This window comes from uncultured Turicimonas sp., from assembly GCF_902477955.1.
GTDB lineage: Bacteria > Pseudomonadota > Gammaproteobacteria > Burkholderiales > Burkholderiaceae_F > Turicimonas.
Map to the genome: position 1 here is coordinate 24408 of NZ_CABSJB010000007.1, position 19472 is coordinate 43879.

General features: G+C 41.0%; 14 protein-coding genes. 6 read left to right on the top strand and 8 right to left on the bottom strand.

Going from position 1 to position 19472, the window contains the following annotated elements; all coding sequences use genetic code 11:
- Positions 1 to 750 precede the first annotated feature (750 nt).
- Entirely contained in the window at positions 751 to 2211 is a 1461-nt protein-coding gene (locus RDK53_RS03365) for an FAD-dependent oxidoreductase (RefSeq protein WP_308513287.1), read from the top strand.
- A 71-nt stretch (positions 2212 to 2282) separates the two neighbouring features.
- Here the strand turns inward: RDK53_RS03365 and RDK53_RS03370 are convergent, their stop codons facing one another.
- Genes RDK53_RS03370 through RDK53_RS03380 form a run of 3 tightly spaced genes read right to left on the bottom strand, consistent with a single transcriptional unit; the run spans position 2283 to position 6098 of the window.
- Positions 2283 to 2879: a response regulator gene (locus RDK53_RS03370; RefSeq protein WP_308513288.1), complete on the bottom strand. Its 597-nt coding sequence runs from the start codon at positions 2877 to 2879 to the stop codon at positions 2283 to 2285.
- Complete coding sequence (locus RDK53_RS03375) at positions 2872 to 4647, bottom strand: ATP-binding protein (protein ID WP_308513289.1); 1776 nt, start codon at positions 4645 to 4647, stop codon at positions 2872 to 2874. The genes RDK53_RS03370 and RDK53_RS03375 overlap by 8 nt, the downstream gene beginning before the upstream one ends.
- The gene (locus RDK53_RS03380) at positions 4644 to 6098 is read right to left on the bottom strand and encodes a flavocytochrome c (protein WP_308513290.1); all 1455 of its coding nucleotides are present in this window, start codon (positions 6096 to 6098) and stop codon (positions 4644 to 4646) included. Before RDK53_RS03380 ends, RDK53_RS03375 begins: the two co-directional genes overlap by 4 nt.
- Positions 6099 to 6307: 209 nt before the next feature.
- Here RDK53_RS03380 and RDK53_RS03385 point away from each other — a divergent pair, with 209 nt between their 5' ends.
- The gene (locus RDK53_RS03385; protein WP_308513291.1) at positions 6308 to 7792 is read left to right on the top strand and encodes a flavocytochrome c; all 1485 of its coding nucleotides are present in this window, start codon (positions 6308 to 6310) and stop codon (positions 7790 to 7792) included.
- 405 nt (positions 7793 to 8197) lie between these two features.
- Here the strand turns inward: RDK53_RS03385 and RDK53_RS03390 are convergent, their stop codons facing one another.
- On the bottom strand, positions 8198 to 9274 hold the full coding sequence (locus tag RDK53_RS03390) for a hypothetical protein (RefSeq protein WP_308513292.1): 1077 nt from the start codon (positions 9272 to 9274) through the stop codon (positions 8198 to 8200).
- On the bottom strand, positions 9274 to 10317 hold the full coding sequence (locus tag RDK53_RS03395; RefSeq protein ID WP_308513293.1) for a hypothetical protein: 1044 nt from the start codon (positions 10315 to 10317) through the stop codon (positions 9274 to 9276). Before RDK53_RS03395 ends, RDK53_RS03390 begins: the two co-directional genes overlap by 1 nt.
- Positions 10318 to 10529: 212 nt before the next feature.
- Between RDK53_RS03395 and RDK53_RS03400 the strand changes: the two genes are divergently transcribed.
- Genes RDK53_RS03400 through RDK53_RS03410 form a run of 3 tightly spaced genes read left to right on the top strand, consistent with a single transcriptional unit; the run spans position 10530 to position 14773 of the window.
- Entirely contained in the window at positions 10530 to 11858 is a 1329-nt protein-coding gene (locus RDK53_RS03400) for an ABC-three component system protein (protein WP_308513294.1), read from the top strand.
- Positions 11851 to 12495: an ABC-three component system middle component 1 gene (locus RDK53_RS03405; protein WP_308513295.1), complete on the top strand. Its 645-nt coding sequence runs from the start codon at positions 11851 to 11853 to the stop codon at positions 12493 to 12495. The genes RDK53_RS03400 and RDK53_RS03405 overlap by 8 nt, the downstream gene beginning before the upstream one ends.
- Positions 12488 to 14773, top strand: coding sequence for an AAA family ATPase (locus tag RDK53_RS03410; protein ID WP_308513297.1), 2286 nt, complete (start codon positions 12488 to 12490; stop codon positions 14771 to 14773). Before RDK53_RS03405 ends, RDK53_RS03410 begins: the two co-directional genes overlap by 8 nt.
- 241 nt (positions 14774 to 15014) lie before the next feature.
- Here the strand turns inward: RDK53_RS03410 and RDK53_RS03415 are convergent, their stop codons facing one another.
- Together RDK53_RS03415 and RDK53_RS03420 are read right to left on the bottom strand one after the other, a co-directional pair.
- Positions 15015 to 16442, bottom strand: coding sequence for an aspartate ammonia-lyase (locus tag RDK53_RS03415; protein WP_308513298.1), 1428 nt, complete (start codon positions 16440 to 16442; stop codon positions 15015 to 15017).
- 14 nt (positions 16443 to 16456) lie between these two features.
- Entirely contained in the window at positions 16457 to 17785 is a 1329-nt protein-coding gene (locus RDK53_RS03420) for an anaerobic C4-dicarboxylate transporter (RefSeq protein ID WP_308513299.1), read from the bottom strand.
- An 89-nt stretch (positions 17786 to 17874) separates the two neighbouring features.
- Between RDK53_RS03420 and RDK53_RS03425 the strand changes: the two genes are divergently transcribed.
- A complete protein-coding gene (locus RDK53_RS03425; RefSeq protein WP_308513300.1) occupies positions 17875 to 18714 on the top strand; it encodes a MurR/RpiR family transcriptional regulator in 840 nt (279 codons plus the stop codon).
- A gap of 168 nt (positions 18715 to 18882) precedes the next feature.
- Here the strand turns inward: RDK53_RS03425 and RDK53_RS03430 are convergent, their stop codons facing one another.
- Positions 18883 to 19464, bottom strand: a complete 582-nt coding sequence (locus RDK53_RS03430) for a hypothetical protein (RefSeq protein ID WP_308513301.1) — start codon at positions 19462 to 19464, stop codon at positions 18883 to 18885.
- Between the last annotated feature and the right edge of the window lie 8 nt (positions 19465 to 19472).

Below are 19472 nucleotides of genomic sequence, written 5' to 3' on the forward strand. Positions count from 1 at the left end.
TGTATACAATATTCAATATATGTAAGAAAGTCAATAAGAATGTGTTTAATTGTTTCTTAGATTCGGAGACAAAAAGGTAGTTTTCAGGGTCGAAATTTCCTTTAAGGAGGAGTCGGAATAACAAGATTTTTGTTGCAACTCAATTCTTTCAGGAAGAAATTACCCTTCTTATCTTCTAATGAACAGCTTTAAATTTAAGAACTTACATCTTCTTAGGAGTTGGAGCTTTTGGCATCTTTCTTACTCTCATATCCAACCTCGGATTTGTACAGAACGGATAACCACCTGGAAAAACTTACAAAGCTGAGAAGAGGGAAAGAGAATTCATTTAGCAGCACAAACGTTGCGTAAAAAGACTAAGTGTCTGGGGGGCAAAGCAATGGAAGAAGGTACGTTATCTGAGGCAATTACGAGAAAAATGTAATCTAACTCCTCTAACGCTCCTATCAAAGAAATCTATTACCAGCCAAAAGAACTGAAAGATTCGATAAAAAATGATGAATCAATAACGAGATTCTAGAGAAAGAAGAAGTTGCGCAATTCTGCAGATAGTCCCCGGCAGATCTATTTTCGTTTTCAAAAGTCTATTGACTAACTACCGAGACATACAGGGTAAGAAAAGTTCCGAAAAGGTCGGACCAATAATGATGGCGGTAAGAGTTTTACATGAAAAATTTACTTAACTAAACAAAAGAGCATTGCTAAAATCCAAATATCCCTTCCTACTCAATCCCTAAATGGAGGAGTCCTATGATTTCACGCCGTAAAGTAATCAAAATTTCAGGTGCCATGGCTGCAATGGGTTTCTCTCTTAATCCAGCCTATGCCTGGTTAACAGGCCAGCCTGACAAAACAATTTCCTGCGATGTCCTTGTCATTGGATCCGGAATTGCCGGAACAGTCGCCGCTCTGCAGGCTCAAGAAGACGGCGCTAATGTTTTAATGATCGACAAGGCTGCAAAAAATCAGAGAGGAGGAAATTCTAAGGTTTGTCTAGGCTCTTTCTTGATGCCGGAAAACAATTCTGAAGAGGCCAAAAAAGCTTTCGTCGAAGACGTGAAGAAAAAATCCCTCGGTGGAGGACGTTCAGACCTTTACGAAGTTCTCGCGGATAATATTCTCGATTCAATAAAATGGGCTGAATCAAATGGCGCAGGGTTTGAGCCCTGGCTTCAGCAGGCACCTTGGAGAGTTGGCGTTCGCATTGCATCTCCGGGTCAATATAAAGGTATGCCGACCCTCCTTAAGACTCTGTTCGATAAATATATAGAAAAAGGCGGAAAGGTCCTATTTAAGACAAAGGCTAAGCAGTTGCTGGTAAATGGTAAAGGAGCTGTCGATGGAGCAGTCTGCCAAACAGAGGATGGGTTAGTAAAAATTTCTGCAAAAGCTGTAATTTTGGCTACGGGTGGCTATTCTGCTAATAGAGAGATGCTGGAAGCTGCTCATCCGGGCGGAGCAAATATTTTGATTCGCGGTAATAAATTTATCACTGGCGACGGTATTCGTTTGGCTCAAGAGATCGGTGCAGGAACAAGAGGGATGGTTGGAGTTGAGTCATTGCATCTTCCCGTTGTGTATGACGGTCCTAATGGTAGAGGCTCTCCGACCCGGGCTTTGCCATACTGTTTAGGCATAAATGCTGAAGGTAAGAGATTCGTTGACGAATCTTTAGGTTACGCCTCATTCGGCAAAGCTACTCTCCAACAAACCAGACAAACGGTTGCGTTGATATTCGATGAAGCGATGTTGCAAAAAGAAAAACGCATAGGAATGTCGGTAGAATTGTTCAAACGTGCCAAGGGTGGACTAATTGAGGCCAATGGGTATGAGCAGCTGGCTAAAGAAATTGGAGTTCAGCCTGCCGCTTTGAAATCTACTCTAGAGGCATATAACGCATCTGTAAAAGATGGAAAGGCTCTCGGCGCAGAACCTCCGAAGACAAATCTGGCTGAGAAAATTAATCTCAATGGCAAGCTCTTTGCTTTCTATCCTCTCACACCTTCAATAACGATGGTTTACGGTGGGCTGACCGTCAATAAGAATGCACAAGTGACAGAGCCTGATGGAAGGCCAATCAAAGGTCTTTACGCTGCCGGAGAAACAATCAATCTCTACTACCACGACTACCACGGAGGCGGGATTCTTTCTCAAAGTCTAGTATTCGGAAGAATAGCCGCTAATCAAGCTGTCAAATACGCTAAAGAATAGAAGGTGAAATTTGCTGCGCGTCTTGCCATGCTTTCGGCATCGGCGGGACGCATATCTGTTTTTAATTTAGCTTAGACATTGAAATACTTTTTGACTTCAATGGCTGAAGAGACTCCGAGTTTTTTATAGGCAGACGCTCTATGGTTTTCTATTGTCCTTTCACTGAGGCCTAAAGCCTCTCCTATTTCTTTATTAGACAAGTCCTGAAGAACTTTTTTTATAACTTGACTTTCTCGTGCAGACAAGGACGCTAGCTTCTTTTGTCTTGTTTCAGAATCCACCCCAAGCCCTCTTAGATCCTGCTGCAGAGCTTCTGTAACCTTTTGAAGGAGAATAGCTGGAGAAATGGGTTTTTGTAAAAAATCATATGCTCCGTTTTTCATCGCCAGCACGGCTGAATCCACTTCGCCATGGGCCGTCAGAAAGATAATGGGGTGTTCAAAATGCCTCTCTTTTAGGATCTTTTGAACTTGAAGGCCCGACAATTCCGGCATTTTTAAATCCAAAATTACGCAGCCGGGGACAGAATACGCGTCTGAAGTCAGAAATTCGTGCCCGCTTAAATAAGTGCTCACCTCGAACCCTTCTAATTCAAGAACGGTTTTCATCCCACGCAACACGGCTTCATCGTCATCGACAATTCGAATTCTGCTTTTTTTGTCATTCATAACTTTCTTTATCCTCGATGATTGGAAGAATACAATCTACTTGGACGCCTCCGTAGGAGGACTTCCGAAAAACGATCCTTCCTCCGTAATTTTCTATTAATGAACTCACTATCAACAAACCAAAGCCCAATCCATTCTCCTTTTGACTAATTTTTGATTTGCTTAGGCTTTTAATAAAGGACTCTGGGACTTCTGGTCCGTTATCGGCGACTGACAAGACAACCTCTCCGGCAGTTGACTTGGATATGGTGATAGTAACTTTGGGTCCGCTCTGCTCGGCACATGCTTCATATGAATTTCTTAGAAGATTTATGATGACTAACTCGAGATCAAGACCGTCCGCCAGCACATACACCTCACGGGAAAGTGCCCGGAGTTTAAATTTACAGTTCTTGTGCAGAGTGGCGGTGAATGTGGTGATTGATCTTTTGACAATATCTGTAAGTTCAATGGGTACTGGTTTTGCCTTTTTCCCTTTAAGGAAAAATCTTGTTTTTTGAACAATCTCATCTGCTCTGACGGCCTGATTCTCTATGTCCTTTACTAATCCCAGGACTTCTTTTTTATCCTGTTCCTCTCCTTGTAGACGTCGGAATAAAGAATAGCAAAAGCATTGGATGGCATAGAGTGGTTGACCTAATTCATGCGCAAACAAAGAGGAGAGTTGATTAAAAGCTCCGGTTCTCTGCATCTGTTCTAGTTTTTGGGAAGTCTCTAAAGCTTGTCTTTTTAAATCTTTTTCTCTAATGAGAGCGGATCGCAATTGTTCTGTTCTTCTTCCGACCATGGCGCTGACAACGTAGCCGTATGAAATTAGTCCTAGGATGATCAACAAAATTGCGAGAAGAAGATGCCAATATTTACTTATGACGTTTTTTAAGGTCCAAGCTCTATCGGCAGCCCAAGCGTCTAAGTCCAACATCCTGAGAGTTTTGTCGGTCTGCCCGAAATCCGTTGCTACACTCCAGTAACTTCCTTGTTCGGACGGGGGCATAGCCAGAAGAGATTGAGTAATTTTTCTGGAAAGCCTTGGGTTTAAGGAGGGAAGGGAAGAAAGAGTCAAACCTGGGAAAAGAACGGTGCTGTGGGCGCAGCGTAAGGATGAAAAATGTCTCGGTTCTAATACTCTCAGCCAACTAGTAGGGAGGTCTTCTTGTTCAATAATGCTTTCTAGGAAGCAAGCCGGGAGAAGAACAGCGTCAATAGTGTCATTTTTAAGTTTGTCTAAAATGTCACGAATCCCCGTTGAAAAAGCTACTGTTTCTTTAAAAAACTGATTAGCCTTGACTCCTCTGGAAGTTAATTCCCCTTGTAGGGCAATAAAACTTAACGGGCCGAATTCAGAACCATATCCGATTCGTTTGTTTTTTAAATCTGAGATTTCTAAAAATTTAGTTCTGTCTCCCTTAACAAGGAGGACAGCTCCGGCACTCTGGTTTGGGTCATCATCCTTAACAGTCTCGACAGAAACAAGATCCCGCGCACCCTGTCTAGCCATTTGCCTGTAGAAGAAACTGGAAGAAAGAATCAGATCGACATCATGATTTTCTACCGCCTTGGATAATTCATTTTCCTCTAAAAATATAATTTCCAATTTATGACCTGGCTCGAGCACCTTTTTTAATAAATTGAAGGTAGAAGTTACAAGTTCTGTATGGAGACCTGACTTGACATAGTCAGCCACCCCCAACCGCACGGATTCTGCAGTTGCTTTTGTAGATAAAGGAGAAAGAAGGCAAAAGGCCAGGAGAAATGGAGCAAACTTCATGAGAACTCCGTCGCCGATCTTCCGGCAATTTCTCCAAAGACAAGTGCTTTGCCTAGTCCTGTGCCGGTTATGTAGTTCATCCCGTGAACCCCGCCCATTATTTCGCCTGCAGCGTAGAGTCCTTTAATTGGTAAGCCGTTTTTTTTCAGAACTCGACAATTGCAATCCACTTTTAGTCCGCAATAAGTGCCCATGATTGCTGAGATGGAGGGCATGATATAGAAGGGGGATTGCTCAATCGGGACTAAGTCTCCATAACCGGAGGTGAGAGAGGAACGGCCGAATTCGGGGTCAAAGTGATTTTTGACAAAACTATTGTATTGAAGAACTGTTGTATTAACGCTATCAGGATTCAGTCCGGCTTTGTCGGCTGCTTCAAAAATCGTTTTTCCTACAACGGCGTAACTTGGATTCATCCCTTTATCAAAAGGGCTCCATAACAAATGATCCACAGGTCGTCTCGACATCTGCAGTCTTCTAATATTTTCATCGAACAGGATAAAAGAGCTTGAGTTGGCTTGCGTAATCGAAACCTCTCCTATTGTCTTATAAGATAGCGACTCATTTACAAAACGTTTTCCTTCTTTATTGAGAATGATCGCGCCGCTGTAATAAATGGTCGTGAAATCGCGAATAGTCGAAGGATTTTTTGTAAAACCAAAAGAAGCCTGAATTGTTTCTCCTGGGACGATATATCCTCCTTTTTGAAGAGCCATGAGAAGACCATCCCCTTGAGAACCAATGCCGGAAACGACTTTGACAGCTCTCATGTTTGGTGCAAGAAGGGAGAGTAAAGCTTGGTTCCTCGCAAATCCTCCGGAGGCAAGGATTACTCCATTTTTACTCAACAGGTTAGTGAACTTTTTGCCTCTTGAAACAAGGACTCCTGTAATTCCAGCTGGTCCCTCTAAAAGATTAATGGCACGAACGCCGGTTTTGATTTCTATATTTCTTTTTTGAAGTTCCCCCAGAAGCAATTGAATGAGTAACCCTGAATTAAACATATGAGAACGAGGTCGGCTCATCCCTGAAGATGCCATTAGATTTTGTGGAAGAAGTCCTCGGGATACAAGCCATTCATAGCGAATTGGAATGTTGTTTACCAATAATCGGACCAAGTTCTCATCATTCGTATACTTCCCGGAGAGCATCATGTCCCTGAAAAAACGCTCCTTAGAGTCCGTAATATTTTTACTTCTTTGAAGAGAAGTTCCTGCTACAGCGATCGCTCCTCCTGACATGCCGCTTGAGCCCCCGATAATAGGTTCTTTTTCTAAGACTAGAATTTTTCTCTGACCGGCATCGTAAGCGGCAATTGCTGAAGAGAGAGCCGCAGCTCCGGAACCAACGATAATTAAATCGTAGCTTGGATTTTCCTTGGCCATAACCCAATGGAAGGGATTTGCTGCAAGGATTACGCCGATTCCCTCCACTACCGTTCTGCGTTGCATATCACTCTCCTCTAATTTGAATACTAACTTTTGTCTGGCATTTGAGCCATATAGAAAAATTCCTAGTGTCTTATTTGGCGCAAACTTGATCTAGATCAAAGTACCTAGGTACTGAGAAGATTGGAATTGAGACAGACGGTGAATACTGAAATGTTCTAAAGGCCTTCACTGATCTCATTACTCAAACAGTCCGTATAAAGGAGAACTATATGAATACTTCTCGCAGAACCTTTTTTAAACTCACTTCCGCCGTTGCTCTTGGTACATGCGGGACAGCTTGGGCCGTTCCAACAAATCAGCCTCAAAAGTGGGATGAAGAATACGATATCGTGATTATTGGTGCCGGCGGTGCAGGCCTGGCTGCTGGTGTTGAGTCAGTACAGCAAGGAATGAAGGCGATCATCATTGAAAAGATGCCCTTAATTGGAGGATCTAGTCTCCTTTGCGGAGGGAAATTCTCTGTTGCCGGGACACCTGAACAGAAAGCAAAGAATATTGTTGATGACGAGCAGCGCTATTTCGACGATATGATGAAAACCGGTGGATATCAAAACGATCCTGAATTAGTAAAAGTTTTCATTAAAGAAAGTTGCAAACACTATGACTTCGTAACGAAAGAATTAGGAATTCTTCCTCATGAAATAACGGCTGCAGCGGGTATGAGCGTTCCGAGAGCGCACGGCTTCAAACCCGGCGAAGTATTAAGTGCTATGAGAGACTACTTTGTGAAGAGAGGAGGAAAAGTAGTTACGGGAATGAAGGCTGAAAGGCTCACCTGGGATTATAAGAATTCGACAATTTCCGGCGTGAAGTGCTCCGGAAAAGATAAGAAAACCATCTACATTAAAGCAAATAAAGGTGTTTTGTTAGCATCTGGCGGCTTCAACCGCAATCCGGAATTGCTTAGAAAATACGCTCCTCCTATGGCCAAAGCAGCCGTGATTGCCGGCGTTGGTACCACCGGAGACGGTCTGCTTATGGCCCAAGCATATGGCGCAGATGTTCTAGACATGGCATACGTGAAAGCCACGTACGGATTCAAGCTTAACCCCAACACCATCGGTGACATGGCTCAAGTCTATTATGGTGGTGCGATTATGGTTAATAAAGAGGGCAAACGATTCGTTAATGAATCTCTCTCGTACAAATTATTGGGCGATTTAGCTCTTAGCCAGCCGGAAGGTAAGAGTTTCATGATTTTTGATGAGCCAATGAGAAAGGCTCAAATGGGGAGAAGGGCGATTGATAAGAAATTATTCGCCCCAATCGATGAAGGGAAAAAACTTGATTTCTTGTTTACAGGACAGACTCTCGAAGAAGCTGCAAAAAATGCTGGACTCCCTGTTAAGGCTGTCGAAGAAACTGTTGCCTCTTATAACAAAGGAGTTGAGGCAGGAAATGACGCCGAATTTGGCCGAAACTCTCTAACTAGCGGACACGGCAAACCGACTAAAATTGAAACTGGTCCTTTCTATATCATGCCAACCACTGCTGCATTGATTGGAACATATTGCGGCCTGAGAATTAATACAAAAGCCCAGGTTATTGATGTATTTGGTGAGAAGATAAATCATCTTTATGCTGCCGGCGAAATAGTTGGAGGTGTGCACGGCGCAGCCTACATGACAGGAACAGCATGGGGTAAAGCCATGGCATTGGGACGGTTGGCTGCAAGAACTATTGCTGGAAAGTAATGGAAAGCTTGTAAGCGGATTTTGTTTCTTAGTCAACTCTTAAACTAATCGGTCTCGGAAAGGAGACCGATTAGCCGTCTGAGGGAGAGCAGAGTAATTAGACTTTTGAAATTCCTCGTTGTCTGTCTGTCCCACTTGCATAACTTAGTTTATTTCCCATGGAAGAGGGAGGAGTTGTGGTGCGTAGTACAATGGTGGACAGCTTTGAAGAAGTTCAGCTTTGATCTTGTCCTCTTTGTATCTCCTTCCTGTCGCCTAGAAGTGTAACTACCCTCTACACAAAAGAGAATTGTTATATCGGGCAAGAAATTAAATTATTTCTATTCACAGAGAATGGTGAAGTTACTTAACAGAATTCTAGGGCCGAGGGCACCTCGGTCAGCGACGATAATCAGTCATTCTTTCTTAACTTTTCTTTTCTAGCCAAGATGTTAATTTTTTCTTGGATTCTTTTTTGCGGCTGTCTTTGTCTGGAAGAGTATCGGCCAAAGACCAGTCTTCCGAGATTTGGAAAAGTACCGGAGGTAAGTCTTTGCATTTAGGATCTGGGAGTTCCAAAAGTTCAGATAGAAAACTCGAGAATAGGGTTGTGAGTGCGTCGAACTCAATACTATAGTGCCAAAACTCTTGTCTAGAGTAATCTACATAGCTGCATTTTTTTTCTGGAATTCTCCAAATTTTATTATGACCGGGAGAATTAAGCTTAGAAAGGATTATTGCTGGTTTCAGAGGAATATTAGGGGAGAGCTGCCTCTCTCCTCTTTCGTGCTTGAAACAGTTATCGAGATCTCTTATTAAGTTAAGAAAATTTAAGTACTTTCCGATAGGAGGGAGAAATTCAAAAGAACAGTCTTTTTTAGCATCTATGACGGAGCTGAAATCTTCTATATCGTATCGCCTGAGTTGAAGTTCAATTTCGAGATAAGGAACGAGAAGAATTAGAAGAATTTGACGCATGTCAGCTATTATTCTTCTTGCTTGAGATTTAAGAGCCGCTAGAAAAACAGGAGGAATGAACCCGCTGCTTTCTATACACATAATCATCATATCCCTATGTATTTTGTAAAGGGTTTGAAGTTCTGAATTCAATCCTTTAATCTCGTTTAGGGCATATGCAGCGGTCGAAATTTCTTTCGAACTTGTCTCGATCTTTCGTATTGCGGCTGTCAAAAAAGGAGAAGTAATATTCATGTGAATTTCATCTTCTTTGATATATTCGGAAAGAACCAAAGGTTGTTCAAGCAAAACTAAATTTGGTTGAAACCGGCAGACGACCTTATAGCTAGGCGTCACCATTTGCCCAGGACGAATTGTCCAGCTGTTTTTTAATTCATCAAAGAAAGGCCACTCTCCGATCTCTTTTAGATGAGGAAAACAAATTCTAGTCATCCCGACTTCTAGGTCTTCGTCTAAAGGGCAATGAAGCATAAGAGCTCCGTCTCTTTTTCTATACACAAGTTCTTGTTGCAAAGGCTGAGTCATTATTTTCTCCCTTTATGATCCAGCTCCGCAGTATATGTATACAGACTAGACGGGTTGAAAGAGATAGTAGCTCGCGAAATTTTTTCTCTATCACCACAATAGGCTGTGAGCATGTCGCTTCTATGGGAGGTAAGACCAGTGATTGCAGATAACACACTGAGAAGAGAAATACTGAAATTTAAATAACAAGAATTGCTTCCTTTATAAAAATCTAAAATACTTTGGATAGGATAGGGATATGAATACTCCTCCATGAGAGAGTCTAGATGCCTCAGTTCGGTCGTCTGCTCTTCCAAAAGATCTAACACGTGTAATCCGCATTGAGTGATGTCTTTAACGGTTATCAAGCTTCCTTGAGGCAAATTATCTTCCAAGAAAAGTGAAAGGAGAGCTTTTCTAATTGGCATTTCAAGACCTCTCTCTTCAAAGTTTTCCATTAATGCTGACTTTATTTGATTTTTTTCCTGCAAAGCTTGCTCTACGACAATCGAGTTCGTATTTTTATAGAGAGAAAGCAAAAGTTCCGCTTTTTTTTCGTTAGAGATGTTTTGATCAAGAACTGCAGTAATATCAGACAGCGCAAGGGTTGATGGCATGGAATTATTTTGATTGGTAACCAAAGGACCAAATGGACTGAAGAGAGAGTCCTTTGCAACGATTAACTCATCTGCCGTCAATGCAAGAAGAGAGGCCGCACCTAAAGCCTTTGAGGGCACAATAACGGAGAAAAGTCCGCAATTCTCTTTGATCAGCTTAATGATGTTCAGTACGGTCGTAATATTTCCTCCGAGGCTCGAGACTATAAGTGTAATTTTGGGAATTTTTTGATCGAAAGAAATCTTTTTGTATCTTTTGATTTGTCGAAGTTGCTCCAAAATGAAATGCTCTGCCGGATTGAAAATCCTTCCTGGAAGTTCTGGAGACAAAAGTGTATATAGGTAGACAATAGGAGAAGTGTGCTCCTTTTCAAGATTTTTGAGAATGTTGGAAGCTTCCTCAAGAAAGGAATTGTCAACGGGCGGGGCTTTGTTATCTCTATTCATAATTACTCTCTGAAGAAACGAGGAATTGCCTTGTTAGGTTCTTCGTTAATAAGCCGAGATGGAAGAATGGCTGGCTTAATTCAGAAATATTAGCGCAAGAATCAAAGAGAATATTCTCATAGTCAGAAACCTAGATAAGTTATGGTTAGAGAGCTGAAAAGTTTCAGTGTTTTAGACTTTCCAACTAAGAACTTGGAAAGATGTAATATTGAATGACAAACACCAATAACTTAGAAGAAATGAATCATTCACAAGGAAGTCTAGGCATAAAGAAGTTGGAGCATTCTGCTATCCCTTCTTGGTCTGGTTATATTTACCAGGGTTTGTGTGCCGTCTACTACCTTCTCCATTTGGTAAAAGACGATATTATGAATAATAAAGAGGATTATGCTGACTGCCGATTGTTCCTAGACGCATATGAAGATTTCTCAGTCCATCTAGATGGAAAAATTCTGAGCCTTCATCAATGCAAATTGTATAGTCAGACAAGTCCGGCTTTAGCTAAAGCTGTTGGTGCCCTAGAAGAAAAGAAGAAACATTTCAAAGAAAAAGGACTATGTACGGATGATACTATCCTTTATTTTCATACTAATACAAATATAAATTTAGGGGATAATGTAAGGCATTTTGAGGACTACAAAGGTCAAAAAAAGCTAGACGCAGAAGGGGTTTTTGTTTCAATCTCGGATTTGATTTCTTTTATACACAAAGACAATGTTTTTACTGTTAATCCCAGAATTGTGTTGAAGCGGCTTATTTCACTTGTCGACATCCAAGTTGTAAAGATTCATGGGAAATCGATTAAAAGTTCTCCAAAGTTGACTGCATATGAAGCTGCTTCAATGCCAGAAAGTTCCTTGTCATACCAAGAAATTAAAGATTGCCTTACGCAGGATGAATTTAGCTATTTTGGGCCCTCATGGTTTTGGAGGAAAGTCAGAGTAGCTTTTATTCTGGCAATAGAAAAGGAAATAGAACAACTAAAGGAGATAGAAGAATCAAAAGAAGGCATTATGGAAAATGCTTCTTTGGATCTTTCTAAAATTTCACGAGCTATAGAGGAGATTGTATCTTTGGAAGAGGAGGAATTAGAACCATTTTTTAGACGCATAGTCGCACCTCTTACTGTTACTTGTGAGGAAAGTTCTTACTCAGATTTAACGGCCTCGGCCACAGCAAACAATTTGACCGCCCTAATAAGCCGAGTTAATTCTTCGTTGGGCTCAAAATTATCTTGGAAAAAAAAGGAACAATTTCTGACTCCAATGGTTTGGAATCCGCCTAATTATGGAGCAGATATAGATCTGATTTATTTGTTAAGGAGGTTACACAAGAATGCTCCTAATTTGGATTGTTTAAGGGAGTTTGATTGGTTAGTCACTCGAGACAATATTCCGGTAATTAAAAACTTGGATGAGGAAATGCCCAAACGTTTGTTTAAAGATTACGATTCAGATAATTCGAAAAAGAACAATATCTTTAAAAATAAAAAAATTGGGCTTCTTCCTTGTGACACTTTTAATTCAGGTAAATATGATTGATTTCATAAATAAAATATTTTTAAGCAATGGATATGGCAAGGAAGATTCAGACTCTCCTTCTCGTTATTCTTATTTTTCCCATTCAGAATTTAAAGATTTTTGGATAGTTAAATCTTGTCGAAGCCAGGTCTCTGCGAAAGATTTAGTAGAGGCCAGAGAGAAGGCAAAATCTATTTTGGGAAACTATAAAGAATTCGAAAAAAATGCTTCTCTTTTAATTCTGTTATGTGTTGATGAAGTCTCAGACCAACTCATAGACAAAGTTATCAAGTTAGAAGAAGACCCTTTTGATTTTAAAAAGTACGTTGTAGTCTATACAGAATCTGATAAGGAAGAGCTCCTAAAGATTGCCCCAGATGGGGAGCTCCTCTCTACTCTGCTGATGAACATCCAGACATTTGAAGAGTTAAAGAAAGAGGAGTGTCAAACAAGAATTGGACCTTATCATTTACTGTATTCGCTCGCCCATAAGCTGCCTTTTTTAATGATGGAAGTGACGCCCGTCGGAAGCCAAGCTCTGAGAGATTATTTCATTCCTTCGGACAAAAATAAACCACTTTACGAATGGTTTAAAGCGGTGGATGAAAACACGTTAGACGCAGCCATAAGAAGAGAAGCGGAGCAGAATAATGGGTGATTTTAAATTACTAAAAATTCAAGCGCAAAATTTTAAAGGCTTTCGCGAACTGGAGGTTAACCTTAGCTTAAATACTCTATCTATATTGGGAGGAAAAAATGGCTTTGGGAAATCTACCCTTTTCGATATTGTCGAACTTGTTTTGACTGGAAAAATTAAAAGATATTCTACTTACCTTGAGCAATCGGACAAAAGGAATAAATTCAACGAATTTACAAAACCCTTAGTTTTTGATCCGTTACTTCCGGAAGTCAGTGTAGAAATTTGCATTAAGACTGAGGGTTCGACCTTATGGTTAAAGAGGTGCGCTGATGTAACCCAGATGGGTAATCCTATCGATTTTTCCTGTTTCTCCAAGTTACTTATTCGGAAAGATGACAGCAGAGAGTATGAGATATGTGAAAACTCGGCCGGGGAGAATCTTTACTCTCTATTCTCCCAATACAACTTTCTTCATTACCTTGATCAAGAAGAATCTACCTATTTCCTTAAAAAGAATTCCAAGGATCGGTGTAGAGATCTAGAGTGCCTCTTCAATACGTCCAAATTTGAGAAAGAGATTGACAGATGCAAAGAGATGATTAGAAAGTTAAAAGAGTTAAAGGACATCTATAAAAATGAGAGAGAGACAAAAAATAACGAGCGGAATCTTTTATTGTCGAATTTAGAGAAGCTCCAGGAGGGAGAACCTGTTCCTTACTTTAAGTTATTTAAGAAAGTTGTCTGGTGGGACGCGGAGAACCCTTCCTTCGAAGACCAACCCCTTTGGCCAATTATTGAACAAGGAGGAGAACTGGATAAAATTCTTTATTTTTTAGAACACCGAGCTGATTATTACAAGTATGAATTATCTCAGCGCCTCAGAAACGCTATCCCTGATAAGAGCATGCTGAATAAGGTTCTTCAATTTATCTTCCATTCACATAAAGAGCAGGAAGTTAAGTTGTGTAATTATTTCCAAAGAATCGTGCGCGAGTGTTCAGAATCTGGGGTCTTACAAATTGACTTTTCTCTTCTGGAAACGGAGCTCGTGACTAGATATTTGGATCAGAGGGAAATTGCACTTCTCAAACAGGACTCGATTGCTATAAAAAATTTGGAAAAAAATACAAACTCATTGCAAACTAAACAACTACAATTGACAGCAGATCGAGCAAAATTGGTGCAAGAAGTAGAAAACGGTGCGTGGGAGCCAAACGATATCTGTCCTCTTTGCGGAAAAGATTATGGTAGCCACGAATACTTGCTAAAGGCCATAGCAGACCAGACGGATCTTCTATCAAAAACGCTTTTGACTGCAGTACGCTTGTTAAATAATGCTAAAACCTCATTTGAGCAGCGCTTTAATTCTTCTGTAATCAGACCTCTAAAAGAAGCAGTCAAAAAGACTGGTATAAACGATGAATTGTTGGAAATCTTGAATAACCGGGAAGTTGGGGAGAAGGTTAATTTTTTGAAAGCTAATTTGTCATTTGAGGAGTTAGATTTAAACGATTTTGCAAAGTTTGAGTCTGAATTTATAGAACGATTAAGAAAGATAACGCAAGGATATTCTAAGGAGTTAAGTTTTGAACTTTTGAAGGCCACTGTTCATAGTTATCCTATGCTTAGAAGTGCCCAAAATATTACATCTGAATTGATTGAAAAGAAAAGGCGATATTTGATAGCAAAATGCAGAGAAAGCAGCGATAAAAAGTTAAAAATAATTGACTTAGAGCTTAAAAGAACTAACCAGACCTTATCTACTTGTGAAAATAAAATACGTAAGTTACACGGTCTACAAACAGAAATCATTTCCCAGAAAGATGAGTATTTGCTGCGAGTTATAGTAGATACTCAAATTTTATTTTATATATACACTGGCCGGATCTTGCAAGATAATTATTTTGGACGCGGTATTTTTATGAAATACACTAAGAATAAAAATATTCTTTTTGTATCTGGGCATTTCCAAAGTGATGTTGATGTGTTATATAACATGAGTAGTGGCCAGTTATCGGCGATAGTCATTGCCTTTACTCTTGCCCTGAATAAGCTGTATGCAAGCGTTCCGTTTCTTGCTATTGATGATCCGGTTCAAACCATGGACGATATGAATTTTTGGGGATTGATTGAAACTATAAGGCATGAGTTCGGTCATTCTTGCATTTTGCTTTCAACTCACGAGCCAGAAAAAGGCGGTCTTTTAAACTACAAAGCTCATAAGCTTAATATCCCTTCATCATATATAGACATGGAAGAAATCGGAAGTCGTTTTAGAAGCGTAATAGCAAAGTGATTCTGGAGAACCTAGAACCACGGCTTTTGTATTTAAGCCTATCTGGTTCTACTAAATTGCTTGAATATGCGGAAGTTGGCTCTTCACGGATTTCGAGGAAATAAAAGATTATTCCAAAAGCCAGACTTTAGGAGACCATAGCAGGACAATCCATGAAGAGCAAAAAATCCTCCCAGCCCACAGGATAAGACATGAGAGGATTAAGCTTTACGCTAGTTTGAAAACAAGCTTAGAAGTTGAGTCAAATATCTCTCTGGCTCTTGAACTTTTGTATCAAATCATGCAGCAAATTGACGTCAGTAAGAAGAAGAGGATCAAACAATTTTTCGGCTTCTTCTTCGGTTAGCCTGCCGCTTTTAATAGCTGTTTCTTTTACTGTTTGATTTTTCTCAATTGACTCCAATGCAAGCTTCAATGCCTGTTTGTAGCCATGAAGCATACTGTATGACGTAACCAGAGCTGTAGACCTTTCTGCGTCATGCTTCGTTTTTTCTTCATTAACCTTAAGCCTGTTTATGCAATGGTGAATGAGGATGGGAATGCCTCGGCGCAAAAGATTAATGGAATCAAGAAGCGTCTTAAGAAGAATTTGATCAGCGATATTCAGTTCCAATTCGCCTTTTTCCACAGCCATTGTGATAGTGGTGTCGTTGCCGCAAACCTGTTGAGCAATCTGAACCATTAACTCAGGAACTGCCGGATTAACTTTTCCCGGCATGATGGAAGATCCTGCTTGGACTGTCGGTAGTATGAGTTCACCAAAACCGGCAAAAGGACCGGAGCCCATGAGTTTGAGGTCGTAGCAGATTTTACTGAGAACAACTGCCAGACATTTCACAATGCCCGAGAGATACAAATAGGAATCGGCGTTTTGCATGCCGTCAAACAGATTGGCTTCCTGGCGGATAAGAGGATTCACATCTTGTTTTAGGATCTCGTACACTTTTTCTGCGTAGCCTGGCATTGTGCCTACGCCTGTTCCAATGGCCGTTCCCCCGAGAGTAAGGCTAAGCCAGTCTTCTAAGGCTTTTTCCAAGCGTACTCTCTGTCTTTCAATTCCTTTCTGATATCCTGAAAATTCTTGCTCAAAAGTCATCGGTAATGCGTCATTCAAGCAAGTGCGTCCGAGTTTAATCTTTCCCTTAAATTCCGTAGCCTTTTTTTCCAAAGCCTTTTCAAGTTCTTTGACGGCACTGATTAATCCCTTTGCTGCCTCATAGGATACGATCTTCATGGCGCTAGGCACAACGTCATTCGTAGATTGACACATGTTGACGTGTGTATTTGGGTGTACTTTGTCGTAGCCTTTATGACCTGTGAGAATCTCATTAGCTCGGTTGGCAATAATTTCATTGACAATCATGTTGATGGCAATGGCTCCGCCCCCGTTGTACATATCCACAAACATTTGGTCATTGAACTTTCCCTGTTCCATTTCTTCGGAGGCTTGAACAATGGCGGCTGCTGCTTTGGTATCGAGAGCATGGATTTGCTCGTTAGCTTTTGCACAGGCCTTCTTTATTTTGGCCATTGTTTTGATGATCTCCGGATAGTGATTTAGTTTGACGGAGCTAACATCCCCTACCGGCAGGGCTCTCATCGTGTGAATACCATAATAGAGTTCATCTGGGATTTCCATGGAACCAATTAAGTCTGAATCTTGTCGCATTTATTTTTCTCCGATTACATAACGATCTGGATCATGCCGAAGGCAATAATTAAAGAGGTCGCCAATGTGATGAGGCCCGGGCGCATAAAGCTGTGATTAAGGATGTAGTTGCCGATCTTGGTAGTGCCTGTACGGTCGAAAGCAACACAAGCAATAGTTAAACCTCCGGTTGGAATAAAGAAGTAGCCGCTGGTTGCTGTCAGCATGGCTACAAGGTTGTTCGGAGAAATTCCGAGTGTTAAGCCAAGAGGCATAATGGCGCGGACTGTTGCACCGTGACTGAAGAAAATTGAAGAGAAGAAGAAAAGCACTGCCGCAAATAAGAACGGGTACTGGGCAACGACTCCGGAAAGGGCATCAATAAACAACTGTCTGTTGGCAGTAAAGAAAGTATCCATCATCCAGGCAATACCGAAAACTGAGACCACGCCCATCATGCCGGATTGGAATACGGAGTTCTTGATTACATTTGCCGGAGAAATTTTGCAGCATAAAACCATGATGCAAGAAGCCAAGAGCATGAGGATTTCAAGAATTTCCGGGATACTAAGAGAGACTTTCTTGCCGTCAATCATCCAAGAAGGAGAAAGGTCTCTGAAGGAACCGAAAAGAACAATAGCAGCGATGAAGAAACAGAAAATGATGACGGATAATTTAGCGCTCTTCGTGACTTTTCTTTCGGTGAATTTCCCGGGTTCAATTTTCTGAATTTCGCCGTTGGCAACTTTCTTCTGATATTCAGGATCGTCTAAAAGTTCTTTTCCTTTGTTGTAAACAGACAATGCTCCGATAAAGCAGCCGATGATAGTGGCGGGTAAAGTTACGGAGAGGATAGTTCCTAACGTTATTCCGAATGGTGCCATTACCACGAGCATGGCCGCAACGGCTGCCGAAAGAGGGCTTGCGGTGATAGCTTGTTGATTGGCTACTAAAGCAATCGACATGGGTCTTTCAGGACGAATGCCTGCTTCTGTTGCAACTTCGGCGATAACAGGATACAGACAAAGACTGACATACCCAGTTCCGCAGAAGATAGTGCTGAGATAAGTAACAATAGGCGCTAGAAAGGTGATGTGTTTTGGGTGCTTTCTTAAAAGCTTCTCAGCTAAATTGACTAAAAGATCTAGTCCGCCTCCGGCTTGAAGTGTTGCGGCGGCAGTCACGACTGCGGTGATGATCAGCATGACATCAATCGGGGGCGCCGCAGGTTTCAGGCCAAACACAAAAGTTAAAACGAACAAGCCAGCGCCGCCGGCCATTCCTAATCCGGCTCCGCCAAGTTTTGCACCGATTACGATAGCAATTGCGACTACAATAACCTGCATGAAGAACATTTCTGACATGTCTCCTCCTTGAGATAATGGAAAATATTTTTCATAAATAAGTAACAATGAAAATTTTCCTCCATTAATTTGAATTTTGCAAGTGTTTTATGGTTTTGCTCGAAAATATCCGTGAAAATCTGAAGTCATATTCCAGCCAGCAGAAGAAGCTTGCTTTGTACATTCTTGAGAATTACAAAGCCGTGGCTTTTATGACTACTACAGAGTTATCTTTGAAGAGCGGCGTTAGCAATACAACGATTAACCGTTTCTGCGTTTCATTGGGATTCAAGGGATACTCAGATTTTCAGAGTGTTTTTCAGGAAGTCTTACAGTCTGAGTTGACTGCTGTGGACCGAGTAAAACAAGCTCCTGTCGAAGAAGACACCTTAGATTTAGTTTTTAATAAAGAGGCAGAACAGCTTGCTAAGGCCGTTAAGTCGATAGGTAAAAAAGACTATACGCAGGCGTTGGCTTTTCTTTTAAATGCACGAAAGATTATTATCGTCGGGCAGCAAGCAAGCGAACCGGTCGCTTTGTACGGTGCTTATTCCCTAGGCAAGATTAGGCCGAATGTAGAGTATATAAGCTTAAGCTCTTTGGATGCGGTAGGACGGCTCCAAACCTTAGGAGAAGAAGATGTAGCATTGTTTTTTGGAATGCCAAGATATCCCAAGCTATCTTTAGATCTTTTGACGCTTTTGGAAAAACAGCAATGCAAAATCATTTTAGTAACTCATAGTGAATTCTCGCCGTTATTAAAATGTGCCGATGTTTCGTTGATAGTACCTATCACTTATCACAGATTCACAGACGGTCTTTCGCCACTGATATGCCTGATTAATTCATTTGCTTTAGATATCTACAACGCTAATGAAGCCCGAGGTCAAAAAAGTCTGGCATTTTTTGAGGAAATGGCTGATTTGCTTTTTTCAGAAAAAAGTGAATAGGGGCTCCCAGAGAACTAGTATTCTTCTTTTCAAATCAGTGTGTTGAATCGAGTACTCTTAGCAGATATAGATTTAATACCCGAGTTTGAAAGTTCAAGAGTAAAAAAATCCTTCGATATATTGATGCCCAAGGCCTCGAAGGATTTTTAAATTTTTTCGCTTGTAGTCCTACAAAAGCTTGTAGATGACAGGGGTGACTGTTTCCTCATCGTTATGGAATTTTGTTTTCAAACAGCGCTCAAGATCCGCTCTGTTGGACAATGTCGGCAACTCCTCTAATCCGTAGCTTTTCAGTATTTCCGGCAAGAAACTCGTTTTTATTTCTCCTTCTTTAATTTTCTGCACTAGCTCTTCATTAGACACATCGCGCCAATTTCTTCTGAGGTTTTCAAAGCTCTTGAGTTTTAAAAACAACAGCTGTTGATCCGATTTAAGGACTGCTACTTTTGCGTCTTGGAGTGAACGGATAAGCATGTCGATTGATAATTTTGTTCCTTCCATATGTACTGCATGCTGCAGCAAGCGCAGAACCAATAGACTTAGGACACAGACACCAATATGGCCTCTGATGTGGTCTGAATCCCACACACGACCCGGTCTAAAGCCTAAATGACTTTTCATTATCCTAAAGCAGTCTTCAATCTGGCTGAGGATGTGATAAGTCGAAGCGACATAACGGCCAATTCTATTGAGCCTTATTTTTTCCTCCTCCGGTTCTAATTGCTTTTCTTTATTCTGTTCTCCGGCCATCTCCGGGG

Excerpts from the sequence above, each read along its gene's own strand:
- RDK53_RS03415 (WP_308513298.1), bottom strand. The coding sequence starts at position 16,442 with ATGCGACAAGATTCAGACTTAATTGGTTCCATGGAAATCCCAGATGAA.
- RDK53_RS03365 (WP_308513287.1), top strand. The coding sequence starts at position 751 with ATGATTTCACGCCGTAAAGTAATCAAAATTTCAGGTGCCATGGCTGCA.
- RDK53_RS03385 (WP_308513291.1), top strand. The coding sequence starts at position 6,308 with ATGAATACTTCTCGCAGAACCTTTTTTAAACTCACTTCCGCCGTTGCT.
- RDK53_RS03430 (WP_308513301.1), bottom strand. The coding sequence starts at position 19,464 with ATGGCCGGAGAACAGAATAAAGAAAAGCAATTAGAACCGGAGGAGGAA.
- RDK53_RS03380 (WP_308513290.1), bottom strand. The coding sequence starts at position 6,098 with ATGCAACGCAGAACGGTAGTGGAGGGAATCGGCGTAATCCTTGCAGCA.
- RDK53_RS03375 (WP_308513289.1), bottom strand. The coding sequence starts at position 4,647 with ATGAAGTTTGCTCCATTTCTCCTGGCCTTTTGCCTTCTTTCTCCTTTA.
- RDK53_RS03390 (WP_308513292.1), bottom strand. The coding sequence starts at position 9,274 with ATGACTCAGCCTTTGCAACAAGAACTTGTGTATAGAAAAAGAGACGGA.
- RDK53_RS03420 (WP_308513299.1), bottom strand. The coding sequence starts at position 17,785 with ATGTCAGAAATGTTCTTCATGCAGGTTATTGTAGTCGCAATTGCTATC.
- RDK53_RS03395 (WP_308513293.1), bottom strand. The coding sequence starts at position 10,317 with ATGAATAGAGATAACAAAGCCCCGCCCGTTGACAATTCCTTTCTTGAG.
- RDK53_RS03400 (WP_308513294.1), top strand. The coding sequence starts at position 10,530 with ATGACAAACACCAATAACTTAGAAGAAATGAATCATTCACAAGGAAGT.
- RDK53_RS03405 (WP_308513295.1), top strand. The coding sequence starts at position 11,851 with ATGATTGATTTCATAAATAAAATATTTTTAAGCAATGGATATGGCAAG.
- RDK53_RS03425 (WP_308513300.1), top strand. The coding sequence starts at position 17,875 with ATGGTTTTGCTCGAAAATATCCGTGAAAATCTGAAGTCATATTCCAGC.
- RDK53_RS03410 (WP_308513297.1), top strand. The coding sequence starts at position 12,488 with ATGGGTGATTTTAAATTACTAAAAATTCAAGCGCAAAATTTTAAAGGC.
- RDK53_RS03370 (WP_308513288.1), bottom strand. The coding sequence starts at position 2,879 with ATGAATGACAAAAAAAGCAGAATTCGAATTGTCGATGACGATGAAGCC.